Consider the following 25,058-nt stretch of genomic DNA (forward strand, 5'->3'; position numbering starts at 1 on the left):
GCCCCCCTGACCAGCCCGGCGAGGGCTCGTCGGTCAGGGCGCGGATGCGCCCGGAGCGGGGCCGGAGGCCGTGACGAAGCTACCGGCGTAGAGCTTGCCGTCCGGCGAGGACGCCTCGCACTCGATGCCGGTCTTGCCGGGCTCGGGCGTCGTGAACCGGCAGGCCCCGATGGCGAGCGCCGGCGTCTGTGCGACGCCCTCCGCGCCGCTCCTGCCGGGAATGACGAGATTGATCGGCTGGAGCGGGTCGGACTCCTCCGTGCGCTCCTGCCGGGCGCCGTTGCCGCTGAAGCTCAGCGTCCGGCCGTCCTGGGAGGTGAAATCGAAGCTGGCGCGGCCGCGCGCCACGAGATTCGTCAGCGTGCCCTTGCAGGAAGCGCCGAGATCCTGCCCGGCGATCACCAGCCGCGTGCAGGTGCCGTCGAGCTTCACCGCGGTCTGCGCCCGAGCGGAGGACACGGAGAGGGGGGCGGCCGCCAGCAGGGCCGCCAACACGGAAAGGCGAGGAGATGCGCGCGTCATCCGGCGGAGATAACGCCGCCGCGCCGCCTGTCGAGACCGGCTCGCGTCGCACCGTCTCGCCGGGAGAGACGGGGTGCGGCATCGAGATCACGCAGGCGCGCCGATTCGCCGGCCCGGCTTGTGCGAAGGACGCCCCCGCGTAGCATGGGCCCGCCGGATCGCGGCATGTCCCATCCCCGCGCGTCCCCGTCCCTCGGTGTGAGATCGCCGCGATGCCCGTCCCGTTGATGCTGCCCGTCGCGGAAGCCGCCGTGTTCACGGCGGGCTGCCTCGTCATCCACGCCCAGCGCAAGCGGGCGAACACCGTGACCGTGCTTCTCGCCGGCCTGGCGGCGGTGCTCGTCGTCCTGCTCGGCATGGCCTGCCTGCCGGAGAGCTACATCGTCCAGCAGGAGCAGAGCGCCATCGAGGACATCCGCACCGGCAACGCCCTCGACTGAGGCGGCTCAGCCGGCGCTCCGGCGCCCCGTGCCGACGTCGAAATCGTCCTGCGGCAGCCGCGCGAGGAAACGCTCCGCCAGCTCAAAGAGCAGGATATCCGGGCGGACACGCTCGATGTAGCCCCAGTCGAGATTGGCCGACCAGACGAAATGCACCTCGGCGAAGCTCTCGGCCATCAGGCCGGTGAGCAGGATCGGCGTGAAATGCGCGTAGGAATCGCCGAACAGCACCACGCGGCGCGGATCGACGCCCTCGCGCGCGTTCCGGTAGACCACATGGGCGCCCACATGCAGGTCCTCGGCCCGCCCGCGCGCCTCGTGCTCGGCGACGAGATCGCCGGTGAAGCCGCGCACCGCGTCGCGCTGGAGAGAGGCATGCGCGACGATCTCGCGCGGCTGCTCGGGCAGCTTGCCGCCGAGGTCCATCAGCCGCTCGTGGTCGAAGCGCGGCCGCTCGGCGATGTCGGCCGGCGGAACCGCGCCGAGCGCCCGCATGATCTGCCCATAGGCGAGATAGCAGCCCTCCAGCGACCAGTGCGTGTCGGTCCTGAGATAGAGCGGCACCGGCCCGTCGCGGGCGGCGCGGAACGGCGCGAGCAGGTCGAGATAGGCCGGGCAGCGCCCGAGCCGCCGCGCCAGGACGCGGGAGGAGGCGCGGGCCGGATCGTAGGGCAGGTCGCGCGTGAGGTTGTCGTAGACAGAGAGCTTCTCCGGCACGATCACATGGAGGCAGCGGATGCCAAGCCGCGCCGCCCGCGCCGCCCGCGCCTCGATCAGCCGGCTCCAGGCGCGCAGATGCCACCAGCGCCGCAGGCCCCGGCCGTATTGGTCCATGACGCTGTTGCTGCCGCCCGTCAGGAACAGCCAGCCGTCGCGGCCGATATGGACGGTATCCCAGCGCTTGCGCCCCATGCCCGGCTGTTTAGCCGCCACGACGGCCACGGCAAGGGTCGGCGTCGCTGGACCTGCGCGCCGGATGCGCCATCTGTCGATGGCCCATGACCGATCCCACCGCCGCGCCGCTGATCCTCACCCTCGCCCTCGACGCGCCGACCTTCGCGCGCTTCGACGCCTTGCGGCGCCGGCACTTCCCGCCGGAGCGCAACCTCGTCCCCGCCCATGTCACGCTGTTCCACCACCTGCCGGGCGAGGAGGAGGCCGGCATCGTCGAAGCGATCGCCGCCCTGGCCCGCGCCGAGCCGGTCCCGGAGGTCTTCGCGACGGGTCTGCGCTTCACCGGACGCGGCGTCGCCTACGTGCTGGCCTCCGAGCCTCTCGCGGCCTTCCGGGCACGGCTCGCGGGCCTGTTCCGCGACCGCCTGACGGAGCAGGACCGCCAGGGCTGGCATCCGCATGTCACGATCCAGAACAAGGTCGCGCCGGAGACCGCCCGTGCGCTGCACGAGGCGCTATCGGCCGAGTTCGCGCCGTTCCGATTCGTCGCGCCGGGCCTGCTGCTGTGGCGCTATCTCGGCGGGCCGTGGGAGGAGCGGGCGCGCTTCTCCTTCGGCGAGAATTCCTGAGACGGTGGCTCCCGTGAAGGCATCCCTCTCCTCCGGCCGCCCCGTGATAGGCCACGCGAGCGCAATCTGGCGGCGGCTGCGGCTCAACGAGATCGGGCCGCTGGGCGCGCTGCTGACGCTGAGCACGCTCGGCTGGGCCTTCTTCTACCTCGCCGACGAGGTCGGCGAGGGCTCCACCGCCGCGCTCGACCGCAAGATCCTGCTGTCCTTGCGCAACCCCGCCGACCTCTCCGACCCCATCGGTCCGCGCTGGCTGGAGGAGACCATGCGCGACATCACGGGGTTGGGAAGCGTCTTCACCATCGTCTTCGTGACGGCGGCGGTCGCCTCCTATCTGGCGCTGACGCGCAAGCACCGGGTGGCGCTGCTCGTGATCGCGGCGGTGGGCGGCGGCGAGATCGTCTCGACGGTGCTGAAGCTGTTCTACCACCGGCCCCGCCCCGACCTCGTGCCGCACGGCATGGAGGTGTTCACGGCGAGCTTCCCCAGCGGCCACGCGATGATGTCGGCCATCGCCTATCTGACCCTGGCGATCCTGCTCGCCCGGCTGAACCCGGAGCGGCGCGTGAAGGCGCTGGTGCTGGTCATCGGCGTCGCGACGACTCTGCTCGTGGGCGTGAGCCGCGTCTATCTCGGCGTGCACTGGCCGAGCGACGTGCTGGCCGGCTGGTGCGTCGGCGCCGCCTGGGCGGCTTTGTGCTGGTTCGTGGCGCTCCAGCTCCAGCGCAGCGGCGAGGTCGAGGCCCCCGACCCGCCGCCCTGAGGGCCGCCGTCGTTCCGATGCGGCGAGGCCGGCACCCGCACAGGCGGGCGCCGGCCTCGTGATCTCGCGACGGCCCCCTCCCGGCCTCGTGGGAGGTCGGGAGGGGAGAGGCGGGTTTCAGTGGCCGCCGCCCGTCGCCATCGTCTGGCCGTTCGAGGCGTGGTGCCTGACGAGCATCGGCCGCAGCACGGTGATCGCGAGGATCGCGGCGAAGATGTCCATGCAGGCCACGGTGTAGAGCACGCTCGACCAGGTACCGGTGGCCTGCATCAGCAGGTTGCCGATCGGCACCAGCAGGGCGGCGACACCCTTGGCGGTGTAGAGCACGCCGTAGATCTTGCCGATGTGCTTCGAGCCGAAGGTGTCCGCCGCCGTCGCGGAGAACAGCGAGTAGACCTCGCCCCAGGCCAGGAACACGATGCCCGACAGGATCACGAAGGCCCAGGGGTTGTGGCCGAAGGTGCCGAGCGCCACGATGCCGATGCCCTCCAGCGAGAAGGCGATGAACATCGTTTTCTCGCGGCCGATCCGGTCCGACACCCAGCCGAAGAGCGGACGGGAGACGCCGTTCAGGATGCGGTCGAGCATCAGGGCGAAGGGCAGCGCGGCCATGGCGAAGAAGTACAGGTTCACCTGGAAGTTCTTCACGCCGAGGTCCTGCGCGATGACGCCGAGCTGCGCCACCGCCATCAGACCGCCGGTGACGGTGCAGGTGAACATCAGCAGCATCACCCAGAACACCTTGGTGCGCAGCGCCTCGGGCAGGGTGTAGTCGCGACGCGATTGCAGAACCGTCTGGGAGAACTTCACCTCGCCCTCGGCAGGCGCGCGCATGCCGATCGCGACGAGCAGGATCACCGCGCCCTGGATCAGGCCGAAGGTGAAGAACGCCTGCTGGAAGCCGCCCCCGGCGATCATGTTGGCGATCGGCAGGATGGTCAGCGCCGAGCCGGCACCGTAGCCGCCGGCGGTCAGGCCGACCGCGAGGCCGCGGCGATCCGGGAACCATTTCAGGGCGTTGTTGATGCAGCAGGCGTAGACGCAGCCGACGCCGATGCCGCCGAGGACCGAGCCGAAATAGAAGCCCGAGAGCGAGGTGGCGTAGGAGTTCACCACCCAGGCGAGACCGGTCATCACGCCGCCGAACATGGTGATCTTGTTCGGGCCGAAGCGGTCGACGAGATAGCCGGCGACAGGGGTCAGCCAGGTCTGCGAGACGACGAAGATCGTGAACGCGACCTGGATCGCGGCGCGCTCCCAGCCGAAGGTCTTCTGGATCTCGGGGACGAACAGGGTCCAGGCATATTGGATGTTGGCGGCGGCGACCATGCAGGCGATGCCGAGTGCAAGCTGCACCCAGCGCCCTGTGGCGGGTCGCGCGTCCGCGCGCGCGGCGGCGATGGTTGTCACGAGCGTCTCCTCTGCCGGCACGTTGGCGCGGCGATGTCGAGAACCAGTCTTCTTGCGGACTTGGTTCGTTATCGGCGCCCGACGACCATGCGGAAGCATAGGCAGACGCGCATGGCGGCGCGCAAACCTGTATCGGCGAGCAAATATATTATTCGGAATACCTATAAATTTGGCAATCGGAATATTTTTCGCCGATTTGGAGGCGCGGCGGGATTACGGGCGAAGGCTCGTCCGTTCATCCGCCCCGCCGTGTTCCGCTCACTCGGCGGCGGTGACGCGCATGGCGAGGAGCCGCGCCGTGCGGGCTCGGGCGCGGGCCGGCGTCTCGCCGCCGCGCTCCAGGGGGGGCTCGTCCGGGCCGAGCTGCCGGCGCCCGTCGAGGATCGCGGCGTGGACCGCGTCGATGGCGAGGATCAGGGCGCTGAGGGTCCGGTGGTCGATGGTGCGCTCGCGGGCGTAGTGCACCACGTCGGCGACGAGGTCGTCGCTCTCGACGGCGACCGCGTCGAGATCGGCCTTGGTCTTCGCCTGCCGGACCTCGCGCATCAGCTCGACCAGCCTGTCGAGCACCACGTCGATGCGCTCGCGGCGCTGGCGGGCGAGGCGCTGCCCGATCCAGGCGATGCCCGAGCCGATGGTGCCGCCGAAGAAGGCGAACAGGTAGATGTAGTCCTCGTAGCGGTCGAGGAAGGTCTGCTGCTCGCGCTCGAAATAGTCCACCGCGCCGGGGTGGTTGGGAAGCCGCGCCGAGGTCGCCGCGACGGTGGTGTCGAACTCAGGCGCCTTCATCAGCTTGGCGATCGGCGCGATCGAGGCGAGCTTCGAGCGCCATTCGAACAGGTGCTGCGTGGCGGAGGCTACCGCCACCCGGCTCACGGCGCCCCGCGCCATCAGCCGGTAGGAGGCGCCCACCGTCTTCACGTCCTCCTCCGGCCGCTTGGGCCGCCCACCGAAGGTGCCGGCGGGGATGGTGACGGATTGCAGCTCCGGAAAGCGCTGGAGGATCGCCTCGCCGTCCGGCACCGAGACGAGGCTGATCTTCTTGTCCGGCGAGCCGAGCTCCACCGCGCGCACCGTGGCGGCGGCGGCCTTCGAGCCGGGATTGGCGATGACGGCCACCGCGTCGACGCGCTTCTCGGCGACCGCCGCCGTCACGTCGCCGACCTTGAGCGGCACCAGCACCACCTGCCCCTGCGGGAACTGGCTGGAGGGCGACGGCGCGGCCTCCCCCTGCACGGGCGAGAAGTCGTAGAAGGAGAGCAGGTTCGAGAGGAACGGAAGGTCCGCGCTGTGGCGCACCACGATGCCGAGCCGCTTGCGGGCGAGGTCGGAGAAGCTGTCGATGTCGGCGGCATCGGGCGAGGCGATGACGAGCGCCTCGTCGTGCAGGATCGCGAGCGTCAGGCCGTTGTCGGGGAGGAAGACGTCGGGGCGCACCACGGCGAGATCGGCCTTGCCGGCCTGCATCGCCTCGGCGCTGTCGCGCACGTCGTCATAGGGGACGATCCTGAGCCGGACATCCTCGCGGCCTCGGGCGAGCGCGTTGCCGTAAGCCTCGATGAGGCTCGCCTCGGGTCCGTCGCGCGGGCCGACGGCGACGGTGAGCGTGGTCGGGCGCGACAGGTAGACGACCCCGGCAGCCGCTCCCGCGAGCGCCAGGGCGAGCAGAACGAGAAGCCATTCCCGCCTCAGCACCACCCGCACCCCGGCATGCCGGCGTCCCTTCCGTTGCGCGCGTTCCATGATGACGGCATGGACCGAAATCCTGTCGAGATCGTGAAGAACCGATGAAGGACCCGATCGTTGCAAGCTCCGCGCCGAATCATAGCCGGCGGCCGACCCCGCCGGTGACGGCGGCCTATCTCGAGCGCGCGGCGCTCCATTACCTGGAGCGCTACAGCGCCTCCACCGAGATGCTGCGGCGGACCCTCCGGCGGCGGGCGACGAAACGGGCGCAGGCGCGCGGCGAGGAGCCGGCCGCGTTCGAGGAGATGATCGACGCGGTGGTGGGCAAGGCGGTGGCCGGCGGGCTCGTGGACGACGCCCGCTTCGCCGCGGCCCGGCTCGCGACCCTGCGGCGACGGGGGGCGTCGGCGCGGGGCGCTTCGGCCAAGCTCGCGGCCAAGGGCGTCCCGCGCGAGGTGGTCGAGGCCGCCATGCAGGCCGAGGGCGCGCAGAACAATCCCGAAGACGCCGAGATCGATGCGGCCCGCGCCTATGCCCGTCGCCGCCGCCTCGGCCCGCACCGGCCTCCCGAGACCCGGCAGGCCCATCGCGAGCGCGATCTCGCGGCCCTCGCCCGCGCCGGCTTCCGCTACGACCTCGCCCGCGACATCGTCGATACGGACATCGACGGCTGACGCGGCACGGCGCTGGATTTCGCCCGGCCGCGCTCCACGTCACCGCGCGACGGCCGACGCTCCGCGCTTTCCCTTGGCGGGGCCGCCGAACCGACGAGGATTTCCATGATCGACCGCAAGGCCCACGCCGTCTGGCAGGGCAACGGCAAGTCCGGCACCGGGCATCTCACCACGCAATCGGGCGTGCTGAAGGACCAGCCCTACGGCTTCAACACCCGCTTCGAGGACAAGCCGGGCACCAACCCGGAGGAGCTGATCGCGGCAGCCCATGCCGGCTGCTTCACCATGGCGCTCGCCTTCCAGCTTCAGGAAGCCGGGTTCGCCGCCACCGAGATGACCACGGAATCGATCGTCACCCTCGACAAGGAGGGCGCCGGCTTCAAGGTCAGCAAGTCCGCCCTGACGCTCACCGCCAGCATCCCGGACATCGACCAGGCGACGTTCGACGAGCTGGCGCATGCGGCGGAGAAGAACTGCCCGATCTCGAAGCTCCTCAACGCCGAGATCACCCTCAAGGCGACGCTGAAGCAGGGCTGAGGCGCCGTCGCGGGCCGCTCCCCCACGCGCAGGGAGCGGCCTGCGGCAATCGGCGTTCACCATTCGGACCGACCCCGCCTTGCCATCCGGGCGGATCGATGTTCTTGTTTCGTTCGATGGACGAGACTCTCTCCAAGAAGCTGCGCATCCTCGCGGATGCCGCCAAGTACGACGCCTCCTGCTCCTCCTCGGGGGCGCCGAAGCGCGTCGCCGGCAAGGACGGGCTGTGGGGGGACAAATGTTTTGGCCCAGGTGTGCGCGCTAAGTGACTGAAATGTTTAGGAGCGGCAGGACAGATGGTTTGTCCTACGCAAGCGCGGTGCAGTTGACGCGCACACCTTTCGCGTCAGGGCCGCCCTAAGTCATTGATTTTTAGGGGTGCCGTGCCGGCATTTCGCGCACACCTAACGCGCGTGCGCACACCGCTGGGAGATGGCAGCCTACTTGCGGGACCGACGCGACGGCTTGCGGCTGGTCGGCGCAACCCCAACGCTGGGATACGCATCCAGCTTTTCACGAAGTTCGCGGGCGTATTTCTCCCAATCGAACATGCCAAGATCTTCAAAAACGCTATACGCGAGCACCGCCTGAGACCGTGTAAGCTTGCCAGATTTCGAATGTTCCGCAGAAAGTTTTGGCCAAAGACTGTTGTATATCATCAAAGCAGTAAGCTTTGGCTCTAAAGTCGGATCAATCTGGCAGACCTTTTCCGCTGCATCCCAGCAAAAGCCGTAGAAGTTGATATCAATAAGTCCATATTCATCATCGGATGATTGGGGGTATATACCCTCTTCTCCGAATAATATCCAGGCAATATGAACGTTTTTTTCCTGGGATACTTTGACACATAGATCATAGGGGACGCGCTGCTTGCTGCGCCACGTGGATATGGTGGTCTGCGCAGTTCCAGTGGCCATCGCAAGCTGGTGGTCGTTCTCAGCCCCTACGGCATCAGAGATGCGGCTGAGAATGCCATCGACATCGAGCGTCACTTTCGCAGACACGTTGACACCATCGCGTTTGCATATACCATTGTCACATGGCTTCTTCGCAAACACGTAGCATCCCTGAGCCCGGCCCGCAATTTTATCGTGCGGCCTTGGCGGGGTTTGTCGGCCTCGGCGGCAGCCTCAACCGCTGGTGCCGCGAGCGGAAGTACCACCATCAGAACGTGCGTGCGGCCTGTTTTGGGTCCTGGGAAGGGCCAAGGGCCCAAGAGATACGTGCTGAGATCCGCTCCTACCTCGGAGAGCGAGGTGTTGCGATCTGATGATCCCGCTCTCACAAATCAGAGAAATTGCTCCGAGGGTTAATCTTCCCTCACACAAGAGCAGCTTGATCCGACGCCTCGCTGTATTGGGCGCTCGATGTGATGAAGGTCGCGTAAAGGGAGGGCAGTCCGGCAACCTGTACTTTCCAGAGACGCTTCCAATCGCAGTACGCCAAGCGCTTGGATGCCTGGATGCGCCTTCAAGGCCGAATACTGGCGATGATTTGTTGCGACTTTTCGCGTGCGCGCCTCCCTCGGTCCAAGAGGAAGCGCGCCGCCGACTGCCTCTGGTCCTGGCCGTCAAGGCACACTTGGAAGACGGCCGTACGCTTGGTGCCTGCCTTGCTGCCGTTGCCGTAGAGCGCGAAGTCGAGTGCCGCACCCTCAAGCGGTACTGGCAAAAGGTCAGCGGTAGGCCGGCGGACGAGTGGCTGGCCGCCCTGCTGCCGGCCTACAAGGGCCGGGAGCCGGACGAGGTAGACCCGCGCGTCCTCAATCGGTTCTTCGCGGATTACGGCCGGGTTGAGCAGCCTCAGGCCCAAGCCTGCTACGAGCGCGTCCGCAAGGCTGCGGCGGCTGGCGGCTGGGGGCCGGTCCCCTCTTTGAAGACCCTTCAACGCCGTTTCAACGACCTCCCGGCCGCGCAGAAGGTCTACCTCCGCGAGGGCAATGAGGCCCTGGACGCGCTCTACCCGCATCAGGAGCGCGACCGGTCTGGCATGCGCGCTCTCGACGGGCTCAACATGGATAGCCGCATCTGGGACCTGCGGGTGCAGCTTCCCGACGCGCGCATCCTGCGCCCTGTCGTGACCGTCGTTCAGGACGAGGCCAGCAACGCCATCCTGGCATGGGAGGTCACAGAAACCGAGAGCGGCCAGTCCTACCGGCGGGTGATGTGCCGAGCCTTCGAGCACTACGGCCTGCCGGATCAGGTCCGCTTCGACAACACGCGGGCCGCCGCCAACAAGGCGACCACGGGCGGCACCACGGGGCGCTTCCGCTTCACTCTCCGCCCCGACGAACTGCCCGGCCTGCTGCCATGCCTCGGCGTCAACGTAAGCTTCACGCGCCCGCGCAACGGCCGGGCGAAGCTGATCGAGCGCGCGTTTGCCGAGCTGAAGGAACGCTCGGAGAAAGATCCCGCCTGCGCCGGGGCCTATACCGGCCGCTCGCCCACGGAGAAGCCTGCCAACTACAGCGAGAAGGCCGTGCCGCTCGCGACCTTCGTGGAGGTGCTGACGAAGGCCGTCGAGCACTACAACACACGCGCGGACCGCCGCTCCACCGTCGCGTACCAGACATCGCACTTGGCGGTGTTCGAAAAGAGCTTGAAGACGCGCGCCGTCCGCAAGCTCACGGCCGAGCAGCGACGGCTGTTCTTCTACTCGGCCAAGCGCGTCACGCCCAAGGCTGACGGAACTGTATTCCTCGGCACGATGCCGCGTCCGCACCGCTACTTCCATGCGGCGCTTCAAGACTACGCATACCGCCATCCCGGCGAGCCCATCGTGGTGCGCTACGACGAGAACGACTTCTCAGCGGCAATCGTCGCGGAGACGGTCGAGGGCCGCCGCATTACTGGCGATGTCGAGCGGATCGAGGCCGGAGCCTTCAATTCGGTCGAGGCCGCCAAGCACCATGCCCGCGCCCGGCGCGAGGCGAACCGGGCGACCAAGCACGCCGCCCGCCAGTACGCCCGCATGGACGAGATCGAGGCGGGCATCATTGCCGCGGCCGTCGAGGCGTCACCCGTTCCCGCGAGCCCGCCCGAGGCTTCCGTCATCCAGATCACGCCGAACCGTCGCGCCCGCAGCGCCGACGCGCCGGCCTTCCCCAAGCGCGACCCGGCCAAGCTGGCCGCCGCTCGCGCCGCCCTGGGGCAACAGGATCCCGAACCGCTCAACACGGACGGCCCCGATTACCGGCGGCTGGCCTTGGGCCGGGAGAAGCTCGGCCTCTCGAAGGCCGGGTGAGGAGCGGGGCCGAGGGTGCTTGAGACCACCCCCGACCCCTTTGTGTCCATCGAAGCTGGACGGCATCAATGAACGAGCAAATGGTTAATAATTCGCCCTCGAACGCGCAACCGGACGACGGCCTGCCTGACCTGAAGAGCATCCTCGACAGGATCGACAGCTTCGCCGAGACGCCGACCTCGGCGCGCATCCTCGGCGCGCTGGACGAAGCCCACCGCACCAGCCGCATGACGGCGATCGCGGGCGTGCCCGGAGTCGGCAAGACCACGGCCTGCCAGCGCTACGCACAGGGACGGCACACCGTCTGGCACTGCCAGTTCACCAGCTACACCCGTACCACCTATGGGGTGCTCTGCCAGATCGGGCGGGCGCTGGGCTTCTACACCATGCCGCGCCAGCCCGACCTGCTTGGCTCGGAGATCGAGTACGCGCTGGCCCGCTCGGGCGGCCTACTCATCTGCGACGAGGCGCAGCATCTGACCAGAGACGGCTTCGAGACCGTGCGCGGCATCTTCGATGCCGTCGCCAACCTGGGCCATCCGCTCGGCGTCGCCTTCGTCGGCCATACCGACCTGATGGAGAAGGTGGCGAAGCTGCCGCAGCTCGACGGACGCATCAGTTCGCCCCTGCGCATCACCAGCCCGGCCGAGGCCGACGTTGACGCGATCCTGGCGCAGTGCGGGATCACGGACGCAAAGGTGCGCGCATTCCTGCGCCAGCACGCGACCCACAAGACCGGCCTGCGCCGGGTCGTGGCGGCCCTGCGCAACGCCGTCGTCTACGCGGCCTCCGACGATATCCCGCTGAAGGAGGCCCACGTCCGGCAGGCGTGGGCCGAACTCAGCGGCGCGTTGGCGAAGTGAGGGAGGCCGGCATGGGACGCGACGCCCGCTTTCGCTACAGCCTGGCACCGAAGCCGCCCGGCAGCGACAATTGCAGCCTCACGATCGTGGTTCGCCGGGTGGACGGCGATCCGGACGGAGGGCCGCCCCTTCAGCGCACGTCGAGCGTCGGCATCGACCTCGACACGCTGCTCTCCGATCTGCGGATCATGCTCGCCGCCATCGCGGCGTCCGACCAGCCGGACACCGGGCCCTTGGTGGCGCTCCGGTCCTGGGCCTTCCACGGCCTGGAAGGAACCGTTCTCATAGAGGAGGCGCTGATATGATCTCTCCCAAGCGCGTCGCTGTCGTGCAAGTCGCGCGGCGGCAGCTCGGCCTGGACGAAGCGCAGTACCGGGCCGTGCTCCACCATCACGGTGGGGGCGCGGCCAGCGCGAAGGACCTGGATGAGGCCGGGTTTGAGGCCGTCATGGCCTACTTCAACGCCTTCGGCTTCCGCTCGACGTGGATGCGGCGCAGCTACGGCAACCGCCCCGGCATGGCCTCGCCGAAGCAGGTCGCGCTCATCCGGGGCCTGCATCGGGAGTGGAGCGGCGTCGAGGACGAAGCGGCCCTGAACCGCTGGCTCGACGCCAGCTTCAAGGTCTCGGCCCTGCGCTTCCTCACGGCGGGAGGGGCGCAGCAAGCGATCACGGCCTTGCGGTCCATGACAGGCAGAGGCAGCCGCAAGCCGAAACAGAGAAAGGTCGGATGAGCGGCAGCGCACAACGGAACGCGAAGCATTCAAGCCCGCCCGAGAGATCGAGGCGGGCTTTTTCACGTGCGATGCAGCCGCTAGCCGCTCACCCCAACAGAATTCACGATGTCAAACAGCCGGTACGGCAGGCAAATCACTTGAAGTGCCACGCTAAATAGTCCTTCCATTTCCGCAGGATGTCAACTATAATCCGACGTATCAGCGGGGTTTGGGCCAGGAAGTTCAGCACAGTGTCCGCCGTCATCTTCAATCCAGGAATAATAAAAGGCGAGGGCCAGCCTGCGGAACACCCATGCCGTATCCACCCGCTTGCACCCTCGCTCCTGGAATGCCCCTGGGATCGCCTCAGGTGCTTCAATTTCATCTTCAAGAACTTCCGGCACCCGAACCCCGGCAAAGCCGGCGCGGGCCTTCCTGAGGCATCTGTGAGAGACACCCCGCACCTGGGCTCGACAGGCCCGGCGCTGGTCGAAGCGGAGCGCTCCGTGCCTACGGGCAGGCACACCCTCGAAGCCCGCCCCTGGCGGGTTGTGCCGCGCCCCGGCGGGCGTATGGTGCGGCGTCGCCGGCCGAACTCGGGGCGCTGCCTTTTGAGGGTAGGAGGGGTCACGGCCTCCCGGCGGCTGTCCTTCCTCAACCTCGCGGGCGCGCGCTACCAGAACGCGAGGCAATCGGCAGGGGTGACGCGGTTCACCCTCTTGCCGAAACGCCAGATCCCGCATTGTCCGCCCCTGTTCCGGATGATGGCGGTGACGCGATGGGAAGCGAAGGCGACATTCCTGAAGTCGAGCACGGCGGTCCCGACTGGGGTATGCCTCCCTGGGCACAGGGCGTCCCGCTCCCGGCCTTCACGCATATCGACGGGCGCAACGTCGTCCTGGCCGATGCGGGCGAGTATCGGGCGCTGCTCGCTCTACAGGATGCCGTCTTCCACCTCGGCGCGCCGGGCTGCCCAAAGCGGCTGTTCCGCCTCGACAAGGACCCTGAGGTCCGGGCCTTCATCCTCGAACGGATCGCGACAGAGGACGTGGACAAGGTCCGGCTCGCGGCCATCGAGCGGTTCGGGGCGGACCGCGTGCCTGGGAAGTCTTCGGTTCACCGTTTCGTCGCGTGCCGGGGCGGCGGCCGAAGGCCGGGCTGATGCGCCCATGCTCGCGGCGACCACCGCCGTCCTCGTCCCGCGCCCGGCCCGTTCCACGAGCTCCACCGCAACCGTGCCGGCGCGGCACGTTCACCAGCCAAAGGCGAGAGAGGTATCGTGACCAGTCAGACTATCACCCGCCACGTCGAAGAGGACGCGCGTCTCTGCCTACTGACGATGCTTTATCAGCAGAACGACGGGCATCTGAACGACCTCCTGTGCGCGCAGTTCCTCGAAGCCTATGGGCATTTCCGCTCGCGTGATTGGGTGCGTACCCAACTGCGCAAGATGGAAGACGTGGGCGCAATCAGGCTTAATGAGATGGACACGGTGCTGATCGCGCAGATCACTGCGGCCGGCGTGGACCACATCCTGCGCAAGGGCCGGGTCGAAGGCATCAAGCAACCGCCGCTGGGGGCCTGACATGGCCGGCCGGGGACGCCTCAACGCTTTCGACCTTCTGCCCGAGGCGGCAGAGGATGATGTCGTCTGGGCGATGCGCGAATTGGGGCAGCGCAAGCGCACACAGGAAGACATCCGCCTCGAATTCAACGACCGCCTCGCGGCCAAGGGCATCGAGGGGATCAAGAGCACGGCCTTCAACAAACAGGCCGTGCGCGTCGCCGCCGCACAGCGCCGGATGCACAATGCCAGGGCACTGTATGACAGCATGGCGGACGAGCTCGACCCGGCTGACGTGGGGCGCTCGACCATGCAGCTTGGGGAGTTCCTGAAGACGCTTATCATCGAGCTTGTCGAGGAGGGCGACGAGAACAAGTCGCCCAAACAGGCTATGGAGCTGTCGCGCGCCTATCAGGCCGTGGTCACAGCGCAGAAAACCTCGACGGAGCACCGGCAGAAGCTTGAGGCCGAGATTGCAGCGCAACTCGCAAAGCAGGCGGACAAGGCCCTCACGGTGGCGGCACGTGAGAAGGGCATTTCGGCCGATACCGTCAGCATGATCAAGGCGCAGTTGTTCGGGATCACGCTCCCGGCGCGGGAGCGGCCATGACCGGCAGAGAGAGCGGCGGCTCAGCTTCGACGGGCTTTGAAGAGGCCTTGATGAACGCGCCGGGGGGCGAGGCAGGCACGGTCCAAGCACACGGCCTCCCGGCTTACGTCCGCATCGGACGGGCCGAGGTCGTGATCGTGGATGCTGGGGAGTACCGGACGCTTCGGGGCTCCCGGACACCGCCAGGGCCGTACATGCCCGAGCCGGCCTTGCCATCGCCGGCAGCGGTCATCTTTGGTGTCGAGGTGGTGACGATCCCGACCACGCTCTACGCTGAGCTGTTGGACTGCAAGCGCCGTCTCGCGGTGCTGGACGTGACACCAGCCCGCTTGCTGGCCAATCCGCGCTGCCGCATCGACCACGATCCGGCGGTGGCAGCGTTCCTGGCCGAATGCTTGGGCCAGCGCCTTCTGAAGGACACCCACACCCTCTGCCGGGAGCGGTTCGGCGCGGACAGGACGCCGGGCAAGAGCACGATCCAGCGCTATTGGGCGCGGCTCGGCCGCACCACGTGAAGGGAGCGGCAAGTATTCGCGGCACGCCGCGGAGGTCCGTACAGGGACGCGCCCATTCGGGGTACGGGTGGGTGATCCGCGGTGTCACGCGGACAAACCATCTGTCCGGAGAGGACAAACCATGTGTCTACAGACACGGGCTCGGCTCGACCACAGGCGCCGGCATCTGCCACGCCTACACGCCGGACGGGCGCTGCGTCTCGCTCCTCAAGATCCTCTTGACCAACTGGTGCCTGTTCGACTGCGCCTATTGCGTCAACCGGCGCTCCTCGAACGTGCCGCGCGCGCGCTTCACCGTCGAGGAGGTCGTCACCCTCACGGTGGAGTTCTACAAGCGCAACTACATCGAGGGGCTTTTTCTCTCCTCCGGCATCGTGCGCTCGCCCGACCACACCATGGAGCTGCTGATGCGGGTGGCGCGCTCGCTCCGGCGCGACCACGGCTTTCGCGGCTACATCCACCTGAAATCGATCCCCGAGGCGAGCCCCTGGCTGATCGAGCAGGCCGGGCTCTACGCGGACCGGCTCTCGATCAATGTCGAGCTGCCGACCGAGGCGAGCCTGGCCCGCCTCGCGCCGGAGAAATCGGGCGCCACCATCCAGGCGGCCATGGGCCAGATCGGCGAGCGGATCGCGCAGGCGAAGGCCGAGAAACGGCGATTCTCGCCGGCCGGGCAGTCGACGCAGGTGATCGTCGGGGCGGACGCCACCACCGACACGGCGCTGATCGCCAAGAGCGCCCATCTCTACGGCAGCGTCGGACTGAAGCGCGTCTATTATTCCGCCTTCAGCCCGATCCCCGACGGCGCGGCCCTGCTGCCCCTGAAGCCCCCTCCCCTCCGGCGCGAGCACCGGCTCTATCAGGCCGACTGGCTGCTCCGGTATTACGGCTTCTCCGCCGACGACGTGGCGGAGGCGGCCGAGGGCGGCATGTTCCCCCTCGACATCGACCCCAAGCTCGCCTGGGCGCTCAGCCACCGCGACCGCTTTCCCGTCGACGTGAACCGGGGCGCGCGGGAGATGCTGCTGCGCGTGCCGGGGCTCGGGGCGCGAGCCGTCGACCGGATCGTCGCCGCCCGCCGCCACGCCACCCTGCGGCTCGCCGATATCGGCCGCCTGACCTCGGCCCTGAAGCGCGCCCGCCCCTTCCTGATCGCCGCCGACCACAGCCCGGCCCAGCTGACGGACCGCCTGGACCTGCGCGCCCGGCTCGCCGAGCCGGCCCGGCAACTGAGCCTGTTCTAGCCATGGACGCCGCCGAAGCCCTGTCCGAGAGAACGCGACGAACGGTATCGCTGGCGCCGGGCGCCGACCTGCCGGGCTTTCGCGCCGCCCTGCGCGGGCTGATCACGGAGGCCGTCGCGCCGGACGCCGTGGCCTGGACGGTCGCGGATGCGCCGGGCCTGTTTCCCGCGATCGCGGAACCGCGAGAGGCCGCGCCGCTGCGCCTGCCCCGGCCCGTCGCGGCCCTGATCCCCATGGTGGTGCAGCACCGCGACCCCGAGCGCTACGCCCTGCTCCACGCCCTGGTCTGGCGCGTCCTCAACGGCGAGCGCGCGCTCTGCGAGGTGGCGAGCGATCCCCTGGTCCACCGCCTCGGCTTGCTGCGCAAGGCGGTGGCGCGCGACCTTCACAAGATGCACGCCTTCCTGCGCTTCCGCCGGATCGCGGGGGAGCCCGAGCGGTTCGCGGCCTGGTTCGAGCCGGACCATCACATCCTCGCGCAGGCGGCGGAGTTCTTCGTGGACCGCTTCCGCGGCCTGCGCTGGTCGATCCTGACACCGGACGGCTCGGTGCATTGGGACGGTGCCGAGCTCGCCTTCGGGCCGCCGGGGCGGCGCGCCGAGGTGCCGGAGGGCGACGGCTTCGAGGCCGGCTGGCTGGATTATTACGAGAGCACCTTCAACCCGGCCCGCACCAACCTGCGCGCCATGAAGGCCGAGATGCCGCGCAAGTACTGGCACAACATGCCCGAGACCGCCGCGATCCCCGCCCTGGTGCGCGCGGCGGCGGGGCGGACCGCGCAGATGATCGAGAGGGAGCCCGTCATGTCCGCGAAGCGCGATCCCGCCAAGGCGGTGGCCGCGATGGCCGATCAGGAGCCGCAGACGCTCGACGCGCTGAACGCCGTCATCCGGCGCGCCGATCCGCTGGTTCCCGGCGCGACCCAGGCCGTCCTCGGCGAGGGCCCTTTGGGCGCGACGCTCGCCTTCGTCGGCGAGCAGCCGGGCGACCAGGAGGACCGCCAAGGGCGCCCCTTCGTCGGCCCGGCCGGCATGCTGCTCACCCGCGCCCTGGAGGAGGCCGGCATCGACCGAAGCGCGGCCTATCTCACGAACGCGGTGAAGCATTTCAAGTTCGAGGAGCGGGGCAAGCGCCGCATCCACCAGAAACCCACCGCCGGCGAGGTCGGCCACTACCGCTGGTGGCTCGACCGGGAGCTCGATCTCGTCGGGCCGAAGCTCGTGGTCGCGCTGGGCGCCACCGCCGTGCTGGCGCTGACGGGCAAGCAGATCCCGATCACCCGCGCCCGAGGCCCCTTCCGCTTCGACCGGCCGAACCGGGAGGGAGGCGGGACCCGCTTCCAGGGCTTCATCACCGTCCACCCCTCCTACCTGCTGCGCCTGCCGGACGAGGCCAAGGCGGAAGCCTACGCCGCCTTCGTCGACGACCTGCGGCGGGTGGCGGCGCTCGGGCGGGAACTGGCGGCGTGAGACGTGGGATTTCGCCCACCTCTCATGCGGAGGAGCCCTTCAGGGGCACGGCGAGTTGCCTTAACATGCCCCGATGAGCCCGAGCGACGTCATCGCGATCCTGCGCCGGCACCAGGCCGATCTCCGCGACCGCGGGGTTCGGCACGCCGCGCTGTTCGGCTCGACGGCCCGCGGCGAGAACGCGCCGCAGAGCGACATCGATATCCTGGTGGAGATCGATCAGGACAGGGTGCGGGACGTCTACGACTACACCGGCCTGATCGCCTATATCGGCGACCTGTTTCCGGTGGTGGTCGACGTCGCGAACAGGGATGCGCTGACGGCCCATGTCCGCGAGGGCGCGGAGCGCGACGCGATCCATGCTTTCTGAGCGCGGGCGCCGCGCCTTGCTCGGCATCGTCGAGAATGCCGAGGCCGCCCGGAGTTTCGTGGCCGGGATGTCCTTCACGGAGTTCGAGGCGGACCGGCGAACCCTCTACGCCGTGACGCGCTGCCTCGAGATCATCTCCGAGGCCAGCCGGCGGGTGGACGACGGAACCCGGACACGCCATCCCCACATCCCTTGGCGGCAGATCGCGGATGCGGGAAACGTCTACCGGCACCGCTACGAGAACGTCTCGCCCCTTCTCATCTGGCGCACGGTGGAGGAAAGGATGGCGGAGATCCTCGCCGTCTGCCGCGCCGAACTCGCAGCGGGCACGCAACCCGGCTCCCGCGACACAGACACCCCATGACCGACACGCAGACTCAAGCCGCCGCTTCCGATACGCCCGTCGGCCCCGGCGATCAGGTCATCCTGGTCGACGGCTCGTCGTTCATCTTCCGCGCCTATTTCCAGTCGATGAACACCAAGGAGGGCGACAAGTACAATTTCCGCCCCTCGGACGGCCTGCCCACGGGCGCGGTGCGGTTGTTCTGCACCAAGATCGCCCAGTTCGTGCAGGACGGCGCGGCGGGTGTGAAGCCGACCCATCTCGGCATCGTCTTCGACAAGTCGGAAGGCTCGTTCCGCAAGGAGATCTTCCCCGACTACAAGGGCCACCGCCCCGACGCGCCGGACGACCTCAAGCGCCAGATGCCGCTGATGCGCGAGGCCGTGCGCGCCTTCGGCCTGCATGCCATCGAGCTGGAGCGCTACGAGGCGGACGACCTCATCGCCACCTATTCCCGGCAGGCCGAGGCGCGGGGGGCGGGCGTCATCATCGTCTCCTCCGACAAGGACCTGATGCAGCTCGTGGGGCCGCTGGTGCGCTTCTACGACTTCGAATCCGGCCTCAAGGGCAAGCCGGGCTACCGGCCCGAGCGCAACCTCGACCGCGACGCCATCGTCGCCAAATGGGAGGGGCTGGAACCCGAGCAGATCGGCGACGCCCTGGCTCTGATCGGCGACACCTCCGACAACGTGCCCGGCGTCCCCGGCATCGGGCTGAAGACGGCGGCCGCGCTCATCAAGGAATATGGCAGCCTCGAAGACCTTCTCGAACGCGCCGGCGAGATCAAGCAGCCGAAGCGCCGCGAGACCCTGCTCGCCAGCATCGACCAGGCCCGCCTCTCGCGCCGGCTCGTCGCCCTGGTGGAGGACGTGCCGCTGCCCGTCGACCTCGACGCGCTGCGCCTGCCCAAGCCCGACCCGGAGCGGCTCGTCGGCTTCCTCAAGGCCATGGAGTTCAACACCCTGACGCGCCGCATCGCCGCGATGCTGCATGTCGACCCCGAGGCGGTGAAGCCGAGCCCGGCCCTCCAGGCCGCCAGCACCGCGACCGAGGCGGACGCGCCCTTCCCGGACGGCGAGAGCGCGCCCGGCGAGGCCGGCGCACAGGCCGACCCCTTCGCCGATCTCGGCCTGCCCGAGGAAGCGGCCGCTCCCAGACGCCCCGCCGAGCCAGGCCCCGGAAATCTCGTGGCGGAGCGCGCGGCGGAGGCGACGAAGCCCTTCGATACCGCCGCCTACGAGACCATCGCCACGCCGGAGCGGCTCGCGGCCTGGATCGCAGACGCGATCGATGCGGGAATCGTCGCCGTCGACACGGAGACCGATGCGCTCGACGCGCATCACGCGGGCCTCGTCGGCGTCTCCCTGGCGGTGGCGCCCGGCCGGGCGGCCTATATCCCGCTGCGTCACCTCGAGCCCGAGGAAGCGTCGGAGGCGGCCGACCTCTTCGGCGACGCCAAGACCGTGGTCGGCACCTATCGCCCGGTCGCGGGCCAGATCGGGGTCGACGAGGCGATCGCGCTGCTCAAGCCCCTGCTGGAGCATCCGGGCGTCCTCAAGATCGGGCAGAACCTCAAATACGATTGGGTCGTGCTCGCCCGCCACGGCATCGCGATCGCGCCGTTCGACGACACCATGCTGATCTCCTACGTGCTCGACGCGGGCAATGGCGGGCACGGCATGGACGAGCTCTCGAAACGCCATCTCGGGCACCAGCCGATCACCTTCTCGGACGTCACCGGCACGGGCCGGGCCAAGATCACCTTCGACAAGGTGCCGCTCGACAAGGCCACGGCCTACGCGGCCGAGGATGCCGACGTGACCCTGCGCCTGTGGCGGATGATGAAGCCGCGCCTCGCCGCCGAGCATCGCGTCACCGTCTACGAGACGCTGGAACGGCCGCTGCTGCCGGTGATCGCGCGCATGGAGCGGCACGGCATCCGCGTCGACCGCGACATGCTAAGCCGGCTATCCGGCGATTTCTCGCAGACGTTGGTGCGTCTGGAGGAAGAGATCCAGGAGGATGCGGGCGAGACATTCCAGGTCTCGTCCCCCAAGCAGATCGGCGACATCCTCTTCGGCAAGATGGGCCTGCCCGGCGCCAAGAAGACGCCCTCCGGCCAATGGGCTACCCCCGCGACGTTGCTCGAGGAACTCGCCCAGGCCGGGCATGAACTGCCGAAGAAGATCCTGGAATGGCGCCAGCTCGCCAAGTTGAAATCGACCTACACGGACTCGCTGCAAGAGCACGCCGACCGGGAGACGCAGCGCATCCACACCTCGTTCTCGCTCGCCGCCACCACCACGGGGCGCCTCTCCTCGTCGGAGCCGAACCTCCAGAACATCCCCGTGCGCACGGAGGAGGGCCGGCGCATCCGCAAGGCCTTCGTGGCCGCTGAAGGAAACCGGCTGATCTCGGCCGATTACAGCCAGATCGAGCTGCGCATCCTCGCCCATATCGCCGACATCCCGCAATTGCGCCAGGCCTTCGCGGACGGCGTCGACATCCACGCGGCCACCGCCTCGGCGATGTTCGGCGTGCCGCTCTCGGAGATGACGAGCGACCTGCGGCGGCGGGCGAAGACCATCAATTTCGGCATCATCTACGGGATCTCGGCCTTCGGCCTGGCCGACCGGCTCGGCATCGGGCGCGAGGAGGCGTCGGCCTTCATCAAGCAGTATTTCGAGCGCTTCCCCGGCATCCGCACCTATATCGAGGACACGAAGAAGCTCTGCCGCGACAAGGGCTACGTGACGACGCTGTTCGGGCGCGTCTGCCACTATCCGCAGATCCGCTCCGGCAACCCCAACGAGCGCGCGGCGGTGGAGCGGCAGGCCATCAACGCCCCGATCCAGGGCTCGGCCGCCGACATCATCCGCCGCGCCATGGCCCGCATGGAAGGCGCGCTGGCGGCGGAAAAGCTCGACGTGCGCATGCTCTTGCAGGTCCACGACGAGCTCGTCTTCGAGGCGCCGGAGGATCAGGTCGAGCGGGCGCTCCCGGTCATCAAGCGCGTGATGGTCGAGGCGCCCTCACCGGTGCTGAGGCTCGAAGTGCCGCTGGTGGTGGAGGCGCAAGCGGCGGGGAATTGGGAGGAGGCGCATTGAGCGACGCGGAGATCCGCCTCACCCGCCTCGAAACCCGCCTCACCGAGCAGGAGGCGGTGATCGAGGATCTCAACGCCACCATCACCGCGCAGTGGCGGGTGATCGACCGGCTCACGCGGCAGATGGAGGCGCTGCGCGAGCAGGTGGAGACGGCCGGCGAGCGGGGCGATCCGCGCCTGCCTGAACCGCCTCCGCCGCATTATTGAGCGCCCCTCAGAAGCTCGCCTGGCTGACGAACTTCGTGGCGAGATACGCCTCCAGCGCCTCGGCGCCGCCCTCGCTGCCGTAGCCGGATTCCTTGACGCCGCCGAAGGGCGTCTCGGGGAGCGCGATGCCGTGGTGGTTGATGCCGAGCATCCCGCTCTCGACCCGCGCGGCGGTCTTCGCCGCCCGCTCGGCCGAGCGGGTGTAGGCATAGGCGGCGAGCCCGTAGGGCAGACGGTTAGCCTCCATTAGCGCCTCCTCGTCGTCGGAGAAGCGCTGGATCAGCGCGACGGGGCCGAAGGGCTCCTCGTTCATCATGCGCGCGCTGAGCGGCACCTCGGTGAAGACCGTGGGCTCGAAGAAGTTGCCCCGGTTGCCGATTCGCTTGCCGCCCGTGCGCAGGGTCGCGCCGGAGGCGAGAGCATCGGCGGTGAACGCCTCCATGGCATCGAGCCGGCGGTCATGGATGAGCGGACCCATCCTGGTGTCGGGATCGAGCCCGTCGCCGACCTTCAGCCCCTTGGCCAGGGTGGTGAAGCCGTCGACGAAGCGATCGAAGACGCTGTCATGAACGAGCATCCGGGTCGGCGCGACGCAGACCTGACCGGCATTGCGGAACTTGTTGGCGCCGAGCACCTGCACCGCCTTCTCGACATCGGCGTCGCCGTAGACGATGGCCGGCGCGTGGCCGCCGAGCTCCATGGTCGCCCGCTTCATGTGGCTGCCGGCCAAGGCCGCGAGCTGCTTGCCCACCGCAGTCGAGCCCGTGAACGAGATCTTTCGGATGACGGGGTGCGGGATCAGATACGAAGAGATCGTCGCCGGGTCGCCATAGACGAGCGAGAGCACGTCGCCGGGCACGCCCGCGTCGAGATAGGCCCGCACCAGCGCGGCGCAGGAAGCCGGAGTGTCCTCGGGCCCCTTCAGGATCACGGAGCAGCCGGTGCAGAGCGCGGCGGCGATCTTGCGCACCGCCTGGTTGATCGGGAAGTTCCACGGCGTGAAGCAGGCCACCGGCCCCACCGGCTCGCGCAGCACGAGCTGCGTCACGCCGTCGGACCGGGCCGGGATGACACGGCCATAGGCGCGCTTGCCCTCTTCCGCGAACCAATCGGTCACGTCGGCGGCGACCAGCGTCTCCAGGCGCGATTCGGCCAGCGGCTTGCCCTGCTCCAGGGTCATGAGGTGGGCGATGTCGTCGGCACGCTCGCGCAGCAGGTCGGCGGCGCGGCGGAGCACCTTGGCGCGCTCGAAGGCCGGCACCTTGCGCCATGCGGAAAAGCCCCGCGCCGCCGCCTCCAGGGCGCGGTCGAGATCGGCCCGGCTCGCGACGGCATGGCGCCCGATGGTCTCGCCGGTGGCGGGGTTCAGGACGGGAAGGGTCTCGCCCTCGGAGCCGGCCGTCCAGGCGCCGGCGATGTGAAGGTCCACGTTCGGGTACATCGGCGCGCTCGCGCTCCCTGTCCTGCCGGCCGCTTCGCCGGCGCAAGGTGGGATGTGGCAGGCGGGCGCCGAAGAGCAAGCCCGTCCGGGCCGCGCAGTGCTCCTGTCGGCCCTGCGCCTGGATCAGGCGGCGATGCGGGCGCGCCCGGTTTCGCGCGGGCCTGAGAGAACGGCGCGCTCGCCGCGCCTCGCCCGCAGGGTGCCGCCCTTGGGCACCACCGTCCAGCCGTCCTTGCAGCCGTCGATGGGCTCGGAGACGACGACGAGCCCCGCCTCGTCCTCGCGGTAGTACAGGCTCGGCGGGCGGCCGTCGCAGGCCCAGCGGAAGGCGGTGAGCTCGTCGCCGTCCGTCAGCAGGGCCGTGAAGCGCAGCGGCTCGGTGATCCCGGCGCCCTTCATGAGGTCGCGCACGGTGCCGAGCGTGCCGGCCATGGCGCGCACCGGATCGGAGAGCAGCCCGTTGGCCATGGCGAGCAGGAAGATCGCCTCGGAATCGGTGGTCCCACGGCGGGAATCGTAGAGCGAATCCGGGATCAGGGCCTCCAGCCGCCGCTTGATGCGGTGATAGCCGCCGATCTGGCCGTTATGCATGAACATGTGCCGGCCGTGGACGAAGGGATGGCAGTTGGAGCGGGCCGTCGCCGTGCCCGTCGAGGCGCGCACATGGGCGAAGAAGGTGCGCGCGCGGACCTGCCGGCAGAGGCTCACCAGGTTCTCGTCGGACCAGGCCGGCGACACGTCCCGGTAGACGCCGGGCTCGGGCCGCTCGCCGTACCAGCCGATGCCGAAGCCGTCCCCGTTCGTCTCGGTCTTGCCCTCGTCCGCATGGAGCGACTGGTGCACGAGGGAGTGCTTCGGCGCGCAGACGAGGTCCGAGAGGAAGACCGGCTCACCGCTATAGGCGAGGAAACGGCACATGGCCCGACGACACCTCCGATTGGGAACGGTCCGGTTCGCTCAACGGTCTAGCAAGCGGCGGTCCACCGGCCCGCCGGCCGCGACGAACCCTAACATTCCCTCCGATATGCTGAACAGTTCGTTAAAGCGGCGCTCCGTGATGCGCCGTACGGCACCGCCCGCCCGCATGACGAGCGAATCGCGGATTCCGCGGCGGGTTGCCCGTCGTCCCGATGCGGCGCACGATGCCGGCTGCTTCGCCCGGCGCAGTCCCGCCACCCGAGACGCGCCCAGCACGTTCCGCCCCGCGTTTCCCCCCAAGACAGAAGGTCCAAGGAGGCACCATGGGAGATACCGTGTCCGACAGCCCCGTCGCCCTCGTCGTCGAGGACGACGACGCCGTCCGCAACCTCGCCGCCGCCGTGCTCGAGGAGACCGATTTCGACGTCATCGCCTGCGAAAGCGCGGAAGCCGCGATCTCCGTGCTCGAACGCTCGGGCCTGACGGTGGCCCTGCTGTTTTCGGACGTGCGTCTGTCCGGCCCCATGGACGGGGTCGCCCTCGCCGAGACGGTGGGACGGCGCTGGCCGCAAACCCGCGTGGTCGTCACCTCCGGCTACGATACCGGCCGCAACGGGCGCCTGCCGGAGCGGGCGGTCTTCATGCAGAAGCCCTGGCGGCCCATCGACGTGCTGGTCCAGGCCGAGCATGCCGCCCTCGCGGCCCGCGCCGCCTGAGACCTTTTCGGGGTCCATGCGTTCGGCGTCGCTTGGCACCCCCTCTCCCCTTTGGGCAGGGCTATCGCACATGAGTAAAGAGATTGAAGAGATAGTCTTTGCTCCACGCGGCGTGCTTCATCTTCTTGCGGATGGGCAGGTCGGACGGGTGTGACTCCAAGATGTTGCGCGCGAGGCGG

General features: G+C 68.8%; 28 protein-coding genes. 21 read left to right on the forward strand and 7 right to left on the reverse strand.

The window, feature by feature from the left end; all coding sequences use genetic code 11:
- Window positions 1–33: 33 nt before the first annotated feature.
- Window positions 34–495, reverse strand: coding sequence for a hypothetical protein (locus ACP56T_RS15975; protein ID WP_430913127.1), 462 nt, complete (start codon window positions 493–495; stop codon window positions 34–36).
- Window positions 496–734: 239 nt separating this feature from the next.
- On the opposite strand from ACP56T_RS15975, the gene ACP56T_RS15980 reads away from it, so the two are divergent.
- Window positions 735–962 (forward strand): hypothetical protein, encoded by a 228-nt coding sequence (locus ACP56T_RS15980; RefSeq protein ID WP_430913128.1) that lies wholly within the window; start codon window positions 735–737, stop codon window positions 960–962.
- Window positions 963–968: 6 nt separating this feature from the next.
- On the opposite strand, the gene ACP56T_RS15985 is transcribed toward ACP56T_RS15980, so the two are convergent.
- Window positions 969–1,874, reverse strand: coding sequence for an alginate O-acetyltransferase AlgX-related protein (locus ACP56T_RS15985; protein WP_430913155.1), 906 nt, complete (start codon window positions 1,872–1,874; stop codon window positions 969–971).
- Window positions 1,875–1,960: 86 nt separating this feature from the next.
- Between ACP56T_RS15985 and ACP56T_RS15990 the strand changes: the two genes are divergently transcribed.
- Both ACP56T_RS15990 and ACP56T_RS15995 read left to right on the forward strand, forming a co-directional pair.
- Window positions 1,961–2,485: a 2'-5' RNA ligase family protein gene (locus ACP56T_RS15990; protein WP_430913130.1), complete on the forward strand. Its 525-nt coding sequence runs from the start codon at window positions 1,961–1,963 to the stop codon at window positions 2,483–2,485.
- Between the two features lie 13 nt (window positions 2,486–2,498).
- Entirely contained in the window at window positions 2,499–3,248 is a 750-nt protein-coding gene (locus tag ACP56T_RS15995) for a phosphatase PAP2 family protein (RefSeq protein WP_430913131.1), read from the forward strand.
- A gap of 117 nt (window positions 3,249–3,365) precedes the next feature.
- Here ACP56T_RS15995 and oxlT read toward each other — a convergent pair whose 3' ends face one another.
- A complete protein-coding gene (gene oxlT, locus ACP56T_RS16000; protein ID WP_472853156.1) occupies window positions 3,366–4,658 on the reverse strand; it encodes an oxalate/formate MFS antiporter in 1,293 nt (430 codons plus the stop codon).
- A gap of 258 nt (window positions 4,659–4,916) precedes the next feature.
- Window positions 4,917–6,350 carry a TAXI family TRAP transporter solute-binding subunit gene (locus ACP56T_RS16005; protein WP_430913157.1) on the reverse strand — a complete coding sequence of 478 codons (1,434 nt, stop codon included), beginning with the start codon at window positions 6,348–6,350 and terminating at the stop codon, window positions 4,917–4,919.
- A gap of 95 nt (window positions 6,351–6,445) precedes the next feature.
- On the opposite strand from ACP56T_RS16005, the gene ACP56T_RS16010 reads away from it, so the two are divergent.
- The 3 genes from ACP56T_RS16010 (at window position 6,446) to ACP56T_RS16020 (ending at window position 7,824) form a co-directional block, all read left to right on the forward strand.
- Entirely contained in the window at window positions 6,446–7,018 is a 573-nt protein-coding gene (locus ACP56T_RS16010; protein WP_430913132.1) for a regulatory protein RecX, read from the forward strand.
- 105 nt (window positions 7,019–7,123) lie between these two features.
- Window positions 7,124–7,555 carry an OsmC family protein gene (locus ACP56T_RS16015; RefSeq protein WP_430913133.1) on the forward strand — a complete coding sequence of 144 codons (432 nt, stop codon included), beginning with the start codon at window positions 7,124–7,126 and terminating at the stop codon, window positions 7,553–7,555.
- A gap of 104 nt (window positions 7,556–7,659) precedes the next feature.
- Complete coding sequence (locus ACP56T_RS16020; RefSeq protein WP_430913159.1) at window positions 7,660–7,824, forward strand: hypothetical protein; 165 nt, start codon at window positions 7,660–7,662, stop codon at window positions 7,822–7,824.
- A gap of 171 nt (window positions 7,825–7,995) precedes the next feature.
- Here ACP56T_RS16020 and ACP56T_RS16025 read toward each other — a convergent pair whose 3' ends face one another.
- Window positions 7,996–8,613, reverse strand: a complete 618-nt coding sequence (locus ACP56T_RS16025; RefSeq protein WP_430913134.1) for a helix-turn-helix domain-containing protein — start codon at window positions 8,611–8,613, stop codon at window positions 7,996–7,998.
- 523 nt (window positions 8,614–9,136) lie between these two features.
- Between ACP56T_RS16025 and ACP56T_RS16030 the strand changes: the two genes are divergently transcribed.
- The 14 genes from ACP56T_RS16030 (at window position 9,137) to ACP56T_RS16095 (ending at window position 21,804) form a co-directional block, all read left to right on the forward strand.
- Window positions 9,137–10,798, forward strand: a complete 1,662-nt coding sequence (locus ACP56T_RS16030) for a transposase domain-containing protein (protein ID WP_430913135.1) — start codon at window positions 9,137–9,139, stop codon at window positions 10,796–10,798.
- A 68-nt stretch (window positions 10,799–10,866) separates the two neighbouring features.
- Window positions 10,867–11,661: an AAA family ATPase gene (locus ACP56T_RS16035; RefSeq protein ID WP_430913136.1), complete on the forward strand. Its 795-nt coding sequence runs from the start codon at window positions 10,867–10,869 to the stop codon at window positions 11,659–11,661.
- 11 nt (window positions 11,662–11,672) lie between these two features.
- Window positions 11,673–11,966 carry a hypothetical protein gene (locus ACP56T_RS16040; RefSeq protein WP_430913137.1) on the forward strand — a complete coding sequence of 98 codons (294 nt, stop codon included), beginning with the start codon at window positions 11,673–11,675 and terminating at the stop codon, window positions 11,964–11,966.
- Window positions 11,963–12,394: a regulatory protein GemA gene (locus ACP56T_RS16045; protein WP_430913138.1), complete on the forward strand. Its 432-nt coding sequence runs from the start codon at window positions 11,963–11,965 to the stop codon at window positions 12,392–12,394. The genes ACP56T_RS16040 and ACP56T_RS16045 overlap by 4 nt, the downstream gene beginning before the upstream one ends.
- A gap of 724 nt (window positions 12,395–13,118) precedes the next feature.
- The gene (locus tag ACP56T_RS16050; protein ID WP_430913139.1) at window positions 13,119–13,538 is read left to right on the forward strand and encodes a hypothetical protein; all 420 of its coding nucleotides are present in this window, start codon (window positions 13,119–13,121) and stop codon (window positions 13,536–13,538) included.
- 117 nt (window positions 13,539–13,655) lie between these two features.
- On the forward strand, window positions 13,656–13,961 hold the full coding sequence (locus tag ACP56T_RS16055; RefSeq protein ID WP_430913140.1) for a VpaChn25_0724 family phage protein: 306 nt from the start codon (window positions 13,656–13,658) through the stop codon (window positions 13,959–13,961).
- A gap of 1 nt (window position 13,962) precedes the next feature.
- Window positions 13,963–14,550 carry a phage protein Gp27 family protein gene (locus ACP56T_RS16060; protein ID WP_430913141.1) on the forward strand — a complete coding sequence of 196 codons (588 nt, stop codon included), beginning with the start codon at window positions 13,963–13,965 and terminating at the stop codon, window positions 14,548–14,550.
- Window positions 14,547–15,065 (forward strand): hypothetical protein, encoded by a 519-nt coding sequence (locus tag ACP56T_RS16065; protein WP_430913142.1) that lies wholly within the window; start codon window positions 14,547–14,549, stop codon window positions 15,063–15,065. The genes ACP56T_RS16060 and ACP56T_RS16065 overlap by 4 nt, the downstream gene beginning before the upstream one ends.
- A gap of 74 nt (window positions 15,066–15,139) precedes the next feature.
- The gene (locus ACP56T_RS16070; protein WP_430913158.1) at window positions 15,140–16,309 is read left to right on the forward strand and encodes a putative DNA modification/repair radical SAM protein; all 1,170 of its coding nucleotides are present in this window, start codon (window positions 15,140–15,142) and stop codon (window positions 16,307–16,309) included.
- Between the two features lie 2 nt (window positions 16,310–16,311).
- A complete protein-coding gene (locus tag ACP56T_RS16075; protein WP_430913143.1) occupies window positions 16,312–17,778 on the forward strand; it encodes a UdgX family uracil-DNA binding protein in 1,467 nt (488 codons plus the stop codon).
- Window positions 17,779–17,851: 73 nt separating this feature from the next.
- The gene (locus ACP56T_RS16080; RefSeq protein WP_430913144.1) at window positions 17,852–18,148 is read left to right on the forward strand and encodes a nucleotidyltransferase family protein; all 297 of its coding nucleotides are present in this window, start codon (window positions 17,852–17,854) and stop codon (window positions 18,146–18,148) included.
- Window positions 18,138–18,512: a HepT-like ribonuclease domain-containing protein gene (locus tag ACP56T_RS16085; RefSeq protein WP_430913145.1), complete on the forward strand. Its 375-nt coding sequence runs from the start codon at window positions 18,138–18,140 to the stop codon at window positions 18,510–18,512. The genes ACP56T_RS16080 and ACP56T_RS16085 overlap by 11 nt, the downstream gene beginning before the upstream one ends.
- A complete protein-coding gene (gene polA / locus ACP56T_RS16090) occupies window positions 18,509–21,598 on the forward strand; it encodes a DNA polymerase I (RefSeq protein WP_430913146.1) in 3,090 nt (1,029 codons plus the stop codon). Before ACP56T_RS16085 ends, polA begins: the two co-directional genes overlap by 4 nt.
- A complete protein-coding gene (locus ACP56T_RS16095) occupies window positions 21,595–21,804 on the forward strand; it encodes a SlyX family protein (protein WP_430913147.1) in 210 nt (69 codons plus the stop codon). Before polA ends, ACP56T_RS16095 begins: the two co-directional genes overlap by 4 nt.
- 7 nt (window positions 21,805–21,811) lie before the next feature.
- Here the strand turns inward: ACP56T_RS16095 and ACP56T_RS16100 are convergent, their stop codons facing one another.
- Window positions 21,812–23,245, reverse strand: coding sequence for an NAD-dependent succinate-semialdehyde dehydrogenase (locus tag ACP56T_RS16100; protein ID WP_430913148.1), 1,434 nt, complete (start codon window positions 23,243–23,245; stop codon window positions 21,812–21,814).
- Between the two features lie 123 nt (window positions 23,246–23,368).
- Window positions 23,369–24,163, reverse strand: a complete 795-nt coding sequence (locus tag ACP56T_RS16105; protein WP_430913149.1) for a class II glutamine amidotransferase — start codon at window positions 24,161–24,163, stop codon at window positions 23,369–23,371.
- A gap of 323 nt (window positions 24,164–24,486) precedes the next feature.
- On the opposite strand from ACP56T_RS16105, the gene ACP56T_RS16110 reads away from it, so the two are divergent.
- Entirely contained in the window at window positions 24,487–24,879 is a 393-nt protein-coding gene (locus ACP56T_RS16110; protein WP_430913150.1) for a response regulator, read from the forward strand.
- The last annotated feature ends 179 nt before the right edge of the window (window positions 24,880–25,058 follow it).

Source organism: Methylobacterium endophyticum, from assembly GCF_050591105.1.
GTDB lineage: Bacteria > Pseudomonadota > Alphaproteobacteria > Rhizobiales > Beijerinckiaceae > Methylobacterium.